We start from the raw sequence: 14,514 nt of genomic DNA on the forward strand, positions 1-14,514 counted from the left end.
TAAAAGCAGCACTGTAACGCGTATTGCTGAAATCAGATATTTGGCACACTCATGGGGGTCGTGAAGCGCCGGTACAGGCGAAGGGTTCCCTGCTTTGGGTGGGGAAATAGATGAGCCGCGGCGCCTGTCGGACGGCAGATTAAATCTGACCTGACTCCAGCGCGGGCTGCGCGGTCAATCCGCGTCTGCCCCTTAATAACTGAACAGCAGACTCAGAGGGACAAGATTAGACAAAAAAAGAGCCCGACTCATCGGGCTCTTTTCCAACAGTCTGCGCTTGTCACTTCGACGGCAGGGCGTAGGCGATCAACGAGTCGCCCATCTTGGTACCAAACGAGCCATGTCCGCCCGCCATGATCACAACGTATTGTTTGCCGTTGCTTTCATAGGTCATCGGTGTGGCCTGGCCACCTGCCGGCAAGCGCGCTTCCCAGAGCAGGTCGCCGTTGGTGACGTTGTAGGCACGCAGGTAGTCGTCCTGTGTGCCGGCAATGAACATCAGGTTGCCAGCCGTGGACATCGGCCCACCGAGCATCGGCACCCCGATTTTCAGCGGCGGCAGTTGGATGCCTTTCAGGCTGTCGCGGATGGTGCCGATGCGTTTGCGCCAGACCACGTCGTGAGTCTTCATATCCACGCCAGCCACATAACCCCACGCCGGCGCTTTGCACGGCAGGCCGAGTGGAGAGAGGAAGGCGTTGATCTCGACGCCATAAGGCACGCCGTACTGGGGCTGAATGCCCATTTCGGTACCGCTGCCGGTAGCACCTTCTTCAGGCCACAGCGGGTTGCTCGGGCCACGGGGAATCAGCTTGGACACGAACGGCAGGGCCATCGGGTTCATCAACGCAACCTGACGGTCAGCGTTCACCGAGATACCCCCCCATTCGAAGACACCCAGGTTACCCGGGAACACCAGCGTCCCTTGCTCGGATGGCGGCGTGTACTGGCCGTTATAGGACAGTTTTTTGAAGATCACCCGGCAGACCAGTTGGTCAAACATGGTCGCGCCCCACATTTCCTTGTCTGACAGCGTTTGAATGGACGTCAGATTAAGCTCCGAGCGCGGCTGGGTCGGGCTGACCCGATCGCCTGGCGCTGCCTCACCGGCAGGCACTGGCATCTCGTGGATCGGCACGATCGGCTTACCGTCACGACGGTCCAGCACGAACAGATTGCCGGCCTTGGTCGGCACGTAGATAGCAGGCACTGCGTCACCCGTGCCTGTCTTCACGTCTGCCAGCGTTGGCTGGGCAGGAACGTCCATGTCCCACAAGTCGTGGTGGGTGGTCTGGAAGCTCCATACCAGCTTACCGGTGGTGCCGTTCATCGCGACGATCGAGCTGGCGTAGCGCTCCATCACCGGCGTGCGGTTGCCGCCCCAGATATCTGGCGTGGGGTTGCCCGTTGGCACGTAGACCACGTCGGTTTTGGCGTCGTAGGCAAGCGGCGCCCAAGCGTTCGGGGAGTTGTTGACCAGAGTCTGGCCATCGCCCGGGATCGCGTTCGGGTTTTCTGCGCCGGTGTCGAAGATCCACTTCAGCGCGCCGGTATTGACGTCGTAGCCACGGATCGCGCCGGAGGGTTCATGCACCGACAGGTTGTCAGTCACCGAACCACCGATGATCACGGTAGTACCGGTCACGATAGGCGGGGAGGTGGGTTCAAGACCGCCCGGATAGGGGTAGGGCTGCAAGTGCAGCAGGTCGAGTTCACCATTTTTGGCGAAGTCGTCGCACGGCTTGCCGGTGTCGGCATTGATCGCAAACAGGCGACCGTCGTTGACCGGCAGGAAGACCTTGCGCGGGCAACTGGTGGCGACCGGCTGGGTGCCTTCCAGACTCTTGGCAAACTGAGTAGTGTCTGCCTGATCGAAGTACGCGACGCCACGGCAGGTCAAGTGCTGGAAGGATGGATCGGATTTGAGCTTGGGATCGAATCTCCACTTCTCTTTACCGGTGGCCGGGTCGAGCGCCACCAGGATCTGGTGGGTGGTGCAGATGTACATGTTGTCGCCGACCTTGATGGGGGTCAGCTCATTGGTGGTTTCGCCGGAGTCATTAGCGGTTTTCGATTCCCCGCTGTTGAACGTCCAGGCCACCTGCAGTTCTTTGACGTTGCCTTCGTTGATCTGCTTGAGCGGCGAATAGCGCGTGCCCGACTGCGAGCGGCCATAAGCAGGCCAGTCGCCGTTGGCGATGCCCTCGACAGGCTGATGCTGCACAGGTTGCGCGGTCGCCATGCTGCCGTTGATTTCCTGCGGATCGTTGAAGATTGAATAGACCATCACTGCGATCGCCAGCGCCAATGTTGCAGATAAAAAGGTTTTGCCAGGCTTCAGGCGCTCGGGAATGTCACGCGTGACCGCCGGGATCAGTAACCACAGACCCAACACCCCGAGGATGTCGAGACGTGGCACCAGGGCCCAGAAGTCCGTGCCTGCTTCCCACAGGCCCCAGACCACGGTGACCAGCATCAGCGCGCCATACAGCCATAGAGATGCAGCGGAGCGTCGCCACAACAGCGTGGCGAATATCAGCAGCGCAACGCCCAGGATCAGATAATAAAAAGAGCCGCCCAACGTGAGCAGCCAAGTACCGCCTGCCAACATAAACAGGGCAAATATCCCTGCAATAATGGAAGTGAAACGCCTCAGCCCTGAAGCTCTTGATAAGCCATTCATCGATGTTCCCCCTTGGGATGTAGTGCATGGACTGTGTGCGGTATTGGGGGTTCAACCCTCGGAAGTTTCGTTTAGATGAAATTTTCGGTGTCACTGATGACCCACGCTTGCCCAGCATAGGTCGTGTTTAAGATAAGAGCTCAGCTAAAGCATTCAGAGGGTGCTGCGTCCAATCATGTTCAGGCACCGTCAGGTGGCACGCGGCAATGAAGCCACTGGAAGTTCCTCTCGTTCTGCCTACGGTTAATCATCGACCCGCGGTCATTGCGCGAATCCATCGCTGTTGAAAATCTTGAGAAAGAACAGCCGCAAGCTGTCCCAGGCGCGCTTCCACCAGTTCCCGGCTGCCTCTTTTTGCAACGCAATTAATGGCCGCGTCACAAGTTTTTGCTCACCTTCATACAGCGTCACGCTGCCGACGACGGCCCCCAAGGCAATGGGTGCAACCAGCGGCTGATAGATAGTCACGCGGGTGTCGACCTTGCGGTTTTTGTTCTTGGGCAAGGTCAGCGAAATATCGTCAAGGACCCCCACCGGCATCGTGCGCTCTTCTCCTTTCCAGATCATCGGGTTTGCCATCACCTCAGCGGCCTTGGCATAGGTTTGGGTGTCGAAAAACCGGAAGCCATAGGCCAGCAGTTTTTCGGCGTCATTGGCACGATTGGTTTTCGAGCTGGAGCCGAACACAGCGGTAATCAACCGGCGACTATCGCGTACTGCCGACGTGACCATGCAGTAACCGGCGGCTTCGGTATGACCGGTTTTCAGACCGTCGACCGATCTGTCGCGCCACAACAAAAGGTTACGGTTGGGTTGGCGAATGCCGTTCCAGGTGAAGTGCTTTTGTTTGTACAGCGGGTAGTAAGCCGACTCGTCGGTGATGATTGCGCGGGCCAGTTTGGCCATGTCCGCCGCCGATGAGTAATGCCCCGGCGCCGGAAGGCCGGTAGGGTTGATGAAGTGGGTGTCTTCAAGACCCAGGCGGCTGGCGGTGACATTCATCAGTCCTGCGAAACTGTCTTCGCTGCCTGCGATGTGCTCCGCGAGCGCCACACTGGCGTCATTGCCGGAGTCGATCACGATGCCCCGCAGCAGGTCGTGGACGGACACCTGGCTGCGCGGATCAAGGAACATACGCGAACCTTTGGTCTGCCAGGCGTTTTCGCTGATGGTCACCAGATCTTCGGGTTTCAACCGGCCGGCCTGGATCTCGTTGGTGGCTGCATAAACCGTCATCAGCTTGGTCAGGCTGGCGGGGGGCAAATGCTCTTGTTCATCGTGGCTGGTAATGATATTGCCGCTGACGGCGTCCATGAGCACCCAGGACTTGGCGTGAAGTTGGGGAGGTGAGGGGGTCATCGGCCCTGAGGGCACCGGTGCGGCAAACACCGGTATGCAGTTTGCACAAACCACCAATATCGCGAGCTGCAGTGTCAGGTGTGTCACAAGCAGGGAGCCTTGGGTCTACGAAAGGTCCGTCAACCTAGGTGGGCTGCCTGTCACCCTCAAATTAAGCAGGGTTAAGAATTGTTTAATAAACCTGTCCTGGCGCCGGTCAGCGGGCACTCGAGCATGACGCGGGTGCCGTGCCCATCAGTGCCTGCATCAATGCTCAAACCAAATCCGTGCAGGCGCGCAATGGCTGCCACCAGCGAAAGCCCGAGGCCGTTGCCAGGTTGCTGTCGCGTCGCATCGCCTCGATAAAGGCGCCGGGTGACATGGCTGCGTTCTTCGACGGGAATGCCGGGACCATTGTCGAGCACCTCGATGCTCAGGCTGTATGGCTGACGCCGGCAGGTCAGGTGAATTTCTCCACCTGCTTGCGTGAACTTGATTGCGTTGTCCATCAGATTGACCAGCGCTTCGAACACGAGTGAAGCATCACCTTGCAGCGGCGGATAAACGCCACTGATGTTCAGGATCAGCCGCTGGTTTTTTTCTTGCGCCAGCGGCTCATAGAACCCATGTGCCTGTTGCAGCAATGCCTCAGGTTGAAATGTCTCGAACGCCGAACGCCGACGCGTGTCCTCAAGTTCGGAGATTCGCAGCAGCCCCTGAAACCGCAGCATGATGGATTCGCTTTCTTCCAAAGCCAGATTAAGCGTATGGGTGTGGGCACTTTCCAACGGCAGCTTTTGCAGTTGATAAAGGCGAGCGCGAAGGCGCGTCAGCGGAGTTCTCAAGTCATGTGCGATGCCGTCGCACACACTCTTGACCTCCAGCATCAATTGCTCAATGTGCTCAAGCATGATGTTTACCGCATTGGCCAGCATGTCGAGTTCATCCCGGCGCGATGAAAGTGGCAGCCGCTCTCGCAGGTTGCCAGAGACGATGCTTTCGGTGCTGCGCTGCAACCGCTCCACCCGGCGGATGGGTCGCCTGCGCAATAATCGCCAGCCGATAAGGCCGGGGATCAGCGTCAGTGACAGTCCCCAGAACAGTGCCTGCCCGATAATGCCGCCGACGGCCGAGATCGAGCCGCCATCTCGGGCGAGAATCAGGATTCGGCCATCGGTTCGGGTAAGCCGGAGCGCATAACTGCTGCGAGTTTCTTCATGGGGCAAGGCGATGCTCAACCCGCGCTCCAGATAGTGCACATGGCCGTCGTCAGGCAGATTGGAGCGAAGCTTGAGCAGGTCGCCGGTAACGTGACTGCCGTCGGCATCGAACAGGCCGTAGGCGTCGATCCCCGGTGTCGAATACACCTCGCTGCCGGCCAGTTCGTCGATCAGTGCCGCATCGCTTACCCTTTGGTAGTAATGGGCACGCTGCATCAATGTACGTTCGGCCACAGTGCCCAGATAGCCGGAGATTTCCCAATACAGCACACCGGTGAACGCTGCGCCCCAGGCCACGAAGAACAGCGCATACAAACCGATCAGACGACTGTTGCTGGAACGCCAGCGATCAGTTTTTTTCGACAAGCACATACCCTGACCCACGAATCGTCTGAATAGTCGGTGCGCCACTGTGTTCTATTTTTTTGCGCAGACGACCGATGTGCACGTCGATGATGTTGGTGCCAGGGTCGAAGTGATAGCCCCAGACTTCCTGGAACAACATGGTCCGGGTGACCAGTCTCCCGGCGTGACGCATCAGATACGTCAGCAGTTTGAACTGGGTAGGCAGCAGGGTGATTGCATCGTCGTACAGGGTGACTGAATGCTCGATTAAATTGATGCGCAGACTACCGAACTCAAGGCAATGCCCGTTGTTGTCCAGGGCCGGACTGCGTAGCAAAACTTCCAGACGCGCGATCATTTCCACCATGGAGAACGGTTTGGTGAGGTAGTCGTCGCCACCCGAACGCAGGCCACGGACGCGTTCGTCGACGTCCGACAGCGCGCTGATCATCAGCACGGGTGTCTGAATCGCCAATTGGCGCAATGTGCTGACGATGGTCAGCCCGTCAAAATCGGGCAGCATGCGGTCCAGGGTGATCACCTCATGGCCTCCGGCGATGGCCATTGCAAGGCCCTCTCGACCATTGTCGGCCCACTGTGCGCTGAAGCCATGGGCGTCAAGCTCGGCGATGATGGCCTGTGCAGTGACTTCATCATCCTCGATGACCAATGCACGATTCATTCAAATCTCCAGGCAGGAAACGGCATTCATTCTAACGGCAGATGCACCTTGAGACGGTACAACCGATCTTCAAACTAAATTTTTCTTAACACGGGTTAACCTTGGGCCGGCCAAAGACTGCTTTAGCGTAAGGTTTTTTCCAGACGAGGAACTGCCTGCCGTGCGCACTTTATTCAAATCCGTCATGTTGGCCGGTGTGCTGTTGAGTACGGGCGTGATCCATGCCGCCGATGCACCCAAAACGCTGCCAGTGACGCTCAAAGTCCTTAGCTCCAACGGCTTCAAGGGTGCGATAGAGGCTATCGCCCCCGAGTACGAAAAAGTCACTGGAGTGAAGCTCGATGTGACAGTGGCTCAGGCCAGTGGGCAGGGACCGCAGGCAATTGCTAACCGTCTCGATCGAAAGGAAGAAGCGGATGTGGTGCTGACAATGGGCTCGTCCCTGGACACGCTGACCGCCCGCAATCAAGTCGTCCAAAACACTCGGGTCGATCTGGGGCAATCATTCATCGCAATGGCGGTGCGCAAAGGTGCGGTGCAGCCGGATATCGGCAGCATGAAAGCGTTTCGCAAGACATTGTTTGACGCCGACTCGCTCGCCTACTCCGACAGTGCCAGTGGTGTTTATCTCTCCCATTGGTTATTCCCGAACATGAAGCTGTACCCGCGATTCATGCTCAAGGGCAAGGTCGTGGCTGTCGAGCCGGTGGGTAATGTCGTGGCCCGTGGCGAGGCAGAGCTGGGGTTTCAACAGTTGAGTGAGTTAAAGGCTATCAAGGGTATCGATATCGTGGGCCTGATACCCGATGACGTGCAGCAAATGGTTTTGTACTCAGGCGCAGTCGTCAACAACAGTACGCATCCCAGGCAAGCCAAGGCTTTCCTTGATTACATGGGATCAGACAAAGCCCACGACGCCATCGAACGCAGCGGGCTGAAGCCGATGCACTGACAAACTGAGCACAGCGTTCAGCTTGATTCGCACGACCAGAGTTGTATGAACGGCTGTTCGGTCGTTGGCGCTCCAATCCAGCCTGACGAAAGCGCCAGTAGTGCTGGAAGATGACCACGACACCCAGCGCGAAGCCGATCTCATCGGTCAGCGGCATCGCTACCACCAGCAAGGCCCCGGCGATAAAACTCAGCAGGCGTTCCCAGACCGTCATTTTCTGTTGCAGATAGCCCGTTGAAGCCATGCCCCACAAGCCGACGGCCAAGGTCGTCTTGATCAGCATGTAGGCGGTCATCCAAAGATTGCCCCCCTGCAGCATGAGCGCCGGGTTATAGACCACCATGAAAGGGATAACGAAACCGGCCAGTGCAATGCGCACCGCCCACAGGCTGATCCTGAATCCGGTTTCCCTGGCAATCGGTGCTGCGGGAAAGCACGCCAGCGCGGCCGGTGGGGTGAGATCCGCCAGACCGCGACCAACGCGGCGATGATGGCGAAGATCACCCCGATTCCCAGCTGGAAGAAGCCAACGCACAGCACTCCCAGCGCAATCCAGAAGGCGCAGCGCAAGGCGAAGCTCGACCCTCGCAGAATGATGGCCGAGCCCAGTATCACGATAGCGGTAAGGGCCAGCCCGACCATCCCCGAAAACAGCGGCGTGCGACCGGAAAACAGCAGATAGACCAACACCAGCAGCGGAATCAGCAGGTACCAGTTTTCCTTTACCGCACCCAGGGCGCTGGGGCATTGGTCTTTGGGCAATCCCTGGAGATTGGACCGCTTGGCCTCCAGATGAACCATCCAGAACACCGAGCCGAAATAGAGGACCGCCGGAATCAGCGCCGCCTTGGCGATCTCCACGAAAGGCACGTTGATGGTTTCGGCCATGATGAAGGCCACAGCGCCCATCACCGGCGGCATTAGTTGACTGCCCATACTGGCCGTCGCTTCGACGCCGCCCGCGAACGCTGCGCGATAGCCGAAGCGTTTCATCAACCCAATGGTGAACTGACCTGTGTTCACAACGTTGGCGATACCAGAGCCTGTAATGGTGCCCATTAGTGCAGAGGAGGCGACAGCCACTTTGGCTGGCCCCCCCAGCTTGTGGCCGAACAGCCCCATGGCGAAGTCATTAAAGAGCTTGATCATGCCGGCCTGTTCCAGAAACGCTCCAAACAGGATGAACAGAAAGATGTAGGTGGCCGACACGTAAGTGGGGGTGCCGTAGAGACCTTCAGTGCCGAAAGACAGTTGATTGATAATCTGATCGAAACCATAGCCTCGATGTGCAAGATCTCCGGGCAGGTATTCGCCCAACAAGCCATAGGCTAAAAACAGACCGCAGATGATGGGCAGAGCAACGCCCATTACCCTCCGGGCTGCCTCGAACACCAGCACGATCAGAATCAGACCCACCACCGTGTCACTGGAAGTCAGATCGCCCGAGCGCTGGATCAGATCGGCCTCAAACACCCACTGGTACGCGGCGGTCGCAATACCGGCCAGACTGAGTAGCCAGGCCAGTGGCTGCCACGGACGCCCGGTGCCGTAGGCCGGATAGCTCAGAAACACCACCCACAGCAGAAAGCCGACGTGCACTGCCCGAAGAACCTGGCTGGAAACAGGAGAAAACGCAGCAGTAACGATCTGAAAGATTGAAAACAGCAATGCCACGTAAAACAGTATTTTTGGCCAGTCCCGGGGGTTGGGGGGAATGCCGTGATGTTCTTCACTCATGGGTTACCTGCCTCATGACCACATTAGAAAAAGGGCGGCGCACCTGCGCAGCGAACAGCGCGATCACTGCGCCCGGCTGGCTTAAAGCACGCCCTTTTCCTTGTAGTAACGTTCGGCACCCGGATGCAGTGGGATGGGCAGGTTCTTGGCGGCGCTTTCCAGCTTGATGTCTTTGGCCGCAGAGTGGGAGTTACCCAGACGGTTGAGGTTCTCGAACATCAGTCTGGTCATCTGATACGCCACCTCATCTGGGACGTCTTCACGAGTCACGAGAATATTGATGATCGCGACGGTTGGCACCGCCTCAGGTTGCCCGTCGTACGTATTGGCAGGAATCATTGCGGCTTGATAGGCCGGGTTACACGCAAAGCTGATCGCTAGCGTTCACAACCCCAACTGTCGTGCTGACTGTCTGAGCTGATCCTTATCTTCCTGCAGGGTCAGCGCAAGGTCTGCGCGCTTGAGCAGTACCCGTGCATGTCGGGCACAAGCCTGATCGAACAAGCCGGCATTCATCTGTGACAGGATGGCCAGGGCTTTCATCAGGCGTAAATCCACTTCCAGCAGCCCCGCGCCATCTCTGGCAATAGGGGCAAAGAAATCCTCAAACAGATCGTCCACCTGCAGACCACGAATGAACACCTGCTCGCAGTCGGCATCAATCTTCGACACCTCGCGTTGTGGTTGACCCCAACAGGTGAGGCTCCTGACGCCACGGCCTATCACGTCAATCGCCGTCCCAGGGTCATTTACCGCCGGAGACAGGGCTCGCGATGCGATCTCCGACAGCACGGAGAGGCCAAAACGCGGATCATGTTCGAACGTACGTCGAACGCCGATGGTCACGGTTTCCAGGATGGCTTGTGCGATGGCGTCATGCTCATCGGCATCCTCGCCGCTCAACGCTACGGTGTGGGCGATGAGCTTGCCGACGTGTACAAAACTGCCCGGCAGGACGTCCAGATAAATCTGCAGATGCCTGGTTTTGGCGATAGCACCCAAAGCGTGGACATCGATGTGCTGGACGTAACCGGTGTCGTGACTTTTGATGGTCTGTGCGGAGGATGGCATCGTCAGCGTAGAGGGATAAGCAGCGGCGCCCATGAAAGGCCACTGCGCTCTGTTGTTGATGGCGTCAGTTGCAGCTTTTTCGACACGGTCGATGGTCTCGCCAACCCGGCCAAGCCTGGACAAATGATCTATCCAGCGCAACAGGGTGTAAACGATGAGAATGACCACGGCAATGGTCACTGCAAACAGCAAAACTCTGCCCTGTGTACCGTAGACGCCGGTGCTTAAGGCGATGATGCCCACCAGACTGAACAGAAACGAGCCGATAAAGGTGGCCAGGGCGTTTTGTGTGGTGCTGTCTTCCATCACCAGCGTCGTTGCGCGGGGCGTCACGCCGCTACTGGCGGCGCCGTAGGCCGTTACCATGGTGCTGAGCGAAAATGTAGTGACTGCCAGCATGCTGGACGCAATGATGCCGAGGATCTTGTCGACTGCGTCCGCACCGATCTTGGCGGGCAAGGACTCCGGAATGAAGTCTTTGAAGACAACGGCAAGCAAGGCGGTGGCCACCCCCAGCAATGAAAACAGCGTGGCTCGGAACCACAACCTTTTGGTCAATTGATGGAGCAACCAGCGCCAACGAGCAATCATGTTCGGAACCTTTTACGGTAGGGAAAGTGGTAGCCCCTCGGCAATCACACCGGTAACGGATAGCGCTCGGTGACGAGTTGGTTGAGTCTTCCAGTGTGGTAGAAGTTTCATTCAACGACGCCAAATGGCCGTTTGCATCTTGCCGTTCAGGTTCTTATCATCACGCAGGGTGCGCTGTGGCAGATGGCACAGTGCAGGTTAAAGCTCAAGCGTTGGTCGGGCCGCCAACGGAGAGTGACTGTGTCTGATAAACCCCCGGCTAGTGCTTCCATTCCCCGCCCTCAGGTCCTGACCGAACGTGCGCTTTCAGCGCTAGGGCGTTTTTCGCACATCGAAGCGGTCAGCGGCATTGTTCTTCTGTTAGCCGCATTGGTGGCGCTCATCTGGGCCAACAGTCCGGTGGCCGATTCCTATGAACACTTCTGGAACACTCAGATCACCCTGGGACTGGGCGACTTGAGTGTTTCTCGCTCACTGCACTTTCTGGTGAACGATGGCCTGATGACGATCTTCTTCCTGGTGGTCGGGGCGGAAATACGCCAGGAAATCCAGGACGGCGCCTTGGCGAACATGAAGCTGGCTACCCTGCCACTAGGGGCTGCGCTGGGCGGCGTCATGATGCCGGCAATCATTTACTCGTTGCTCAATCACGGTACCGAGGCGAGTGCCGGTTGGGCTGTCCCGACAGCGACGGACATCGCCTTTGCTGTCGGCGTTCTCGCGCTGCTGGGAAAGTCGATTCCCAACGGTGTCCGGATTCTGCTGCTTGCCTTGGCCATCATCGATGACATCGTCGCGATTCTGATCATCGCCGTCTTCTATACCGCAAGCCTGGATTATCTGGGGTTGGTCATAGCTGTTAGTGGCCTGCTGCTTGTGCTGATCTTCCAGCGGATGGGTATAGGCAAGGCGTATGCGTACGTTTTGCCAGGTGCCATCGTCTGGTTCGGACTGCTGAAAACCGGGGTTCATCCCACGCTTGCGGGCGTGATTCTTGGGCTCATGACACCGGTTAATTCCAAGCCGGCCACCGAGCGTCCACTAGAGACCATCGGACGGACGTTTCATGAGCTGATGGATCGGTTTTCTCAGGCCAGTAGCAACCCCCAGGCTGTAGCTGAGCCACTCAAGCAACTGCGTCACGCCCAGCGTGAAGTCCTCCCGCCAGTCCAGCGCATTCAGGTCGGGCTGCACCCCTGGGTGGCGTTCGGCGTGATGCCACTTTTTGCGTTGGCTAACGCAGGGGTCAGCTTTGCCGGTGCCAATCTGAGCGAGGCTGTTTCACAAAGTGTCTTTACAGGAGTGATGCTGGCACTGGTGCTTGGCAAGCCGCTCGGCGTCATTCTGGCCTGCGTCAGCCTGGTAAAACTGAACATCTGCAAGCTGCCTGATGGCGTGACGTGGAGCGGGGTAGGGCTGGTCGGCTTGCTGGCGGGTATTGGATTCACCATGTCTATTTTCATTGCATCGCTGGCGTTTTCAGACCCCTCGTTGCTGTCTTCGGCCAAGCTCAGTGTGCTCTGCGCCTCATCCCTTGCAGCGGTCATCGGATTGATCTGGGGCAAGATGAAGTTTTCCCCGCTGTCGAGTCGCGGCGTCTAGTCAGCGCAGGGTGATCGAAGATAGTCAGTGAGGCATCGGGCTTTATCGGGGAGCGCCTGATCAAGATAATCTGTGCCGGCAAGTCCCTCGCCCCGTTCGAACTGCGTGACGGAGAGTGGCGTTTGACGCGTCGTGAAGTGACTTTGCGCTTTGCCCGCGATCTCCAGTACCACGTCAAAGGCGTCTCGTTGCCGGCAAACCTCCTTACAATGCTCCAGCGCTTTTGCACGCAGTGATGCACCGAGCCACTGCCTGGCTGATCGCTGGCGGCCAGGCCGAACATGCGCTCAAGGCAGGAGATTTAGCGCCTGTATTCAGCTTGCCTGATACTCCGGGCAACCTGGAGTCTTCAGTAGAACTGCTGGCGCGCGGACCGCTGGTGATCAGCTTCTATCGAGGCGTGTGGTGTCCGTATTGCAACGTGGAGCTGCAAGCGCTGGAGGAGGCTCTTTCGGCCCTCCAGGCGCGCGGTGCCAGCCTGGTAGGCTGGTAGCGATCTCGCCGCAGAAAGGCCTTCGTCACACGACAAATCGTTTAACCAGCTGATTCAGGTTAACCGCCAGTTTTGACATTTCACCGCTTGCAGTTGCTGTCTGGCTCGCACCCGCAGCGCTCTGAGTTGTCAGCTCGCGGATACTGATCAAATTGCGGTCAACCTCGCGCGCAACATGCGACTGCTCCTCAGAGGCCGTGGCAATCATAAGGTTACGCTCGTTGATCTGAACGATAGCGCTGGCTATTTGATCCAGAGAGGTACTGGCCTGCTGGGCGACGCCCAGTGATTCGGTCGCCAGGTCTCGGCTCGTATTCATCGCCTTCACAGCCAGATCGGAGTCGTTCTGGATAGCAGCAATCATCTGCTCGATTTCTTGAGTCGATACCTGGGTGCGATGGGCCAAAGCCCTTACTTCGTCAGCTACTACCGCAAACCCACGACCGTGCTCGCCTGCGCGTGCTGCTTCGATAGCAGCGTTCAGAGCCAACAGGTTGGTTTGCTCGGCAATGGCCCGAATCACTTCGACCACTTTAGTGATGCTCTGGGCGCGGTCTGACAACCCTTGAATCTGCTCGCTCGTGTTTTCAACGTTACCGTTAAGCTTTTCAATCGACTTTAACGTCTGAGCCACACGCGCCAGACCGACCTCGGTGTAGCCCTGGGTACGCTTTGACTCTTCAGAGGCTGACTCGGCATTACGAGCGACCTCGTCAACGGCGGCGCTCATTTCTGTGACCGCTGTGGCTGCTTGATTGACCTCGTCATTCTGGGCGACAAGACCCCGACTCGACTCCTCAGTGACCGCTGTCATCTCTTCTGACGCTGAGGCCAGTTGGGTTGACGAATCGGAGATTTGCATAATCGTGTTGCGCAGGTTTGTCTGCATCTGCGCAAGTGCTTTCAACAATCGCCCTGCTTCATCAGTCCCGCTGACCAATACCTCCTCAGAGAGGTCACTGGCTGCGATACGCTCCGCGATGGACAAGGCATCATTAATCGGAGAGGTGATACTTTTCGTCAGCAGTAATGCCAGGCCAATTGTCAAAATGACGACACCTGCTATGAGGCCAACGACAAGCCACAGGCCATTGTTGTAGAGATCGGTTGCTGACTGTCCCGCTTGAGCTGCACCGTCATTGTTGAAGTTGGTCAAGTCCTTGATCTGCTGCTCCATCGTATTCGTGAGCGGGCGGATACCTGTACTCACCAGACTGACGGTGGTGGCTATGTCACCTTTCCTCATCAACGGTTCGAGAATATCCAGTTGTCTGGAATAGGCATCGGCGCTGTTTTTCACTGGCGTGTAAAACGAGCGCTCTTTATCGCTCGCTATCAGAGGCTCATAGCCCGCCACCGCATCGGTGAACGCCTTGCGATAGCCAGCGAAGCTTTCAATGTTCTTTTGAATGGATTGAGGGTCAGCCAGACCTCGCTGGGTCTCGAGCCTGAGGCGAAGGGCGGTAGTGTTCATCAGCGCCGTTTGGCGGATGCTGGCCATCCAATTGAGTTCGACATCCTTTTCGGCATCCCTCAGCTTGCCCATTTGCAGAACTGCGAACACGCCCAGGACAATAACCAGAATGATGATTGAAGTGAAAAACAGGGCAGCTCGTGGAGCTAAATTGAGATTTCTAAGGCGCATACGAGATTCCTGTTTTCCAGCGGCGGTTGATAGCTATCGACCCAACGTTGGAAACTTTAGGCATGTCGTCGGAAATCAAGGGTTTGGTAGAAACCTGTCACAACCTGGCCTGCATACTCAACGACGACGAAGCAGGTTGAATGATCTGGCAAACA

General features: G+C 57.4%; 12 protein-coding genes. 4 read left to right on the forward strand and 8 right to left on the reverse strand.

What is annotated here, in order from left to right; genetic code table 11:
- Positions 1–280: 280 nt before the first annotated feature.
- The 4 genes from ABQX22_RS04615 to ABQX22_RS04630 form a co-directional block, all read right to left on the reverse strand.
- Positions 281–2,683, reverse strand: coding sequence for a glucose/quinate/shikimate family membrane-bound PQQ-dependent dehydrogenase (locus ABQX22_RS04615; RefSeq protein ID WP_349796952.1), 2,403 nt, complete (start codon positions 2,681–2,683; stop codon positions 281–283).
- A gap of 261 nt (positions 2,684–2,944) precedes the next feature.
- Positions 2,945–4,042, reverse strand: coding sequence for a D-alanyl-D-alanine carboxypeptidase family protein (locus ABQX22_RS04620; protein ID WP_349796954.1), 1,098 nt, complete (start codon positions 4,040–4,042; stop codon positions 2,945–2,947).
- A gap of 161 nt (positions 4,043–4,203) precedes the next feature.
- Positions 4,204–5,613 (reverse strand): sensor histidine kinase, encoded by a 1,410-nt coding sequence (locus ABQX22_RS04625; RefSeq protein ID WP_349796956.1) that lies wholly within the window; start codon positions 5,611–5,613, stop codon positions 4,204–4,206.
- Positions 5,591–6,268, reverse strand: a complete 678-nt coding sequence (locus ABQX22_RS04630; protein ID WP_349796958.1) for a response regulator transcription factor — start codon at positions 6,266–6,268, stop codon at positions 5,591–5,593. The genes ABQX22_RS04625 and ABQX22_RS04630 overlap by 23 nt, the downstream gene beginning before the upstream one ends.
- Positions 6,269–6,428: 160 nt before the next feature.
- Between ABQX22_RS04630 and ABQX22_RS04635 the strand changes: the two genes are divergently transcribed.
- Positions 6,429–7,220 (forward strand): substrate-binding domain-containing protein, encoded by a 792-nt coding sequence (locus tag ABQX22_RS04635; protein ID WP_349796960.1) that lies wholly within the window; start codon positions 6,429–6,431, stop codon positions 7,218–7,220.
- Positions 7,221–7,320: 100 nt separating this feature from the next.
- Entirely contained in the window at positions 7,321–7,458 is a 138-nt protein-coding gene (locus ABQX22_RS04640; RefSeq protein ID WP_349796961.1) for a hypothetical protein, read from the forward strand.
- Between the two features lie 53 nt (positions 7,459–7,511).
- Here ABQX22_RS04640 and ABQX22_RS04645 read toward each other — a convergent pair whose 3' ends face one another.
- From ABQX22_RS04645 to ABQX22_RS04655, 3 genes are all read right to left on the reverse strand, one after another.
- Complete coding sequence (locus ABQX22_RS04645) at positions 7,512–8,957, reverse strand: TRAP transporter permease (RefSeq protein ID WP_349796962.1); 1,446 nt, start codon at positions 8,955–8,957, stop codon at positions 7,512–7,514.
- 81 nt (positions 8,958–9,038) lie between these two features.
- On the reverse strand, positions 9,039–9,332 hold the full coding sequence (locus tag ABQX22_RS04650) for a TAXI family TRAP transporter solute-binding subunit (protein ID WP_349797529.1): 294 nt from the start codon (positions 9,330–9,332) through the stop codon (positions 9,039–9,041).
- 9 nt (positions 9,333–9,341) lie between these two features.
- Positions 9,342–10,619, reverse strand: coding sequence for a DUF2254 domain-containing protein (locus tag ABQX22_RS04655; RefSeq protein WP_349796963.1), 1,278 nt, complete (start codon positions 10,617–10,619; stop codon positions 9,342–9,344).
- 240 nt (positions 10,620–10,859) lie between these two features.
- On the opposite strand from ABQX22_RS04655, the gene nhaA reads away from it, so the two are divergent.
- Both nhaA and ABQX22_RS04665 read left to right on the forward strand, forming a co-directional pair.
- Positions 10,860–12,221: a Na+/H+ antiporter NhaA gene (gene nhaA / locus ABQX22_RS04660; protein WP_349796964.1), complete on the forward strand. Its 1,362-nt coding sequence runs from the start codon at positions 10,860–10,862 to the stop codon at positions 12,219–12,221.
- Between the two features lie 235 nt (positions 12,222–12,456).
- Positions 12,457–12,714 carry a redoxin domain-containing protein gene (locus ABQX22_RS04665; RefSeq protein WP_349796965.1) on the forward strand — a complete coding sequence of 86 codons (258 nt, stop codon included), beginning with the start codon at positions 12,457–12,459 and terminating at the stop codon, positions 12,712–12,714.
- Between the two features lie 25 nt (positions 12,715–12,739).
- Here the strand turns inward: ABQX22_RS04665 and ABQX22_RS04670 are convergent, their stop codons facing one another.
- Entirely contained in the window at positions 12,740–14,359 is a 1,620-nt protein-coding gene (locus tag ABQX22_RS04670; RefSeq protein WP_349796966.1) for a methyl-accepting chemotaxis protein, read from the reverse strand.
- Between the last annotated feature and the right edge of the window lie 155 nt (positions 14,360–14,514).

This window comes from Xanthomonas sp. WHRI 1810A, from assembly GCF_040202885.1.
Classification (GTDB): Bacteria; Pseudomonadota; Gammaproteobacteria; order Pseudomonadales; family Pseudomonadaceae; genus Aquipseudomonas.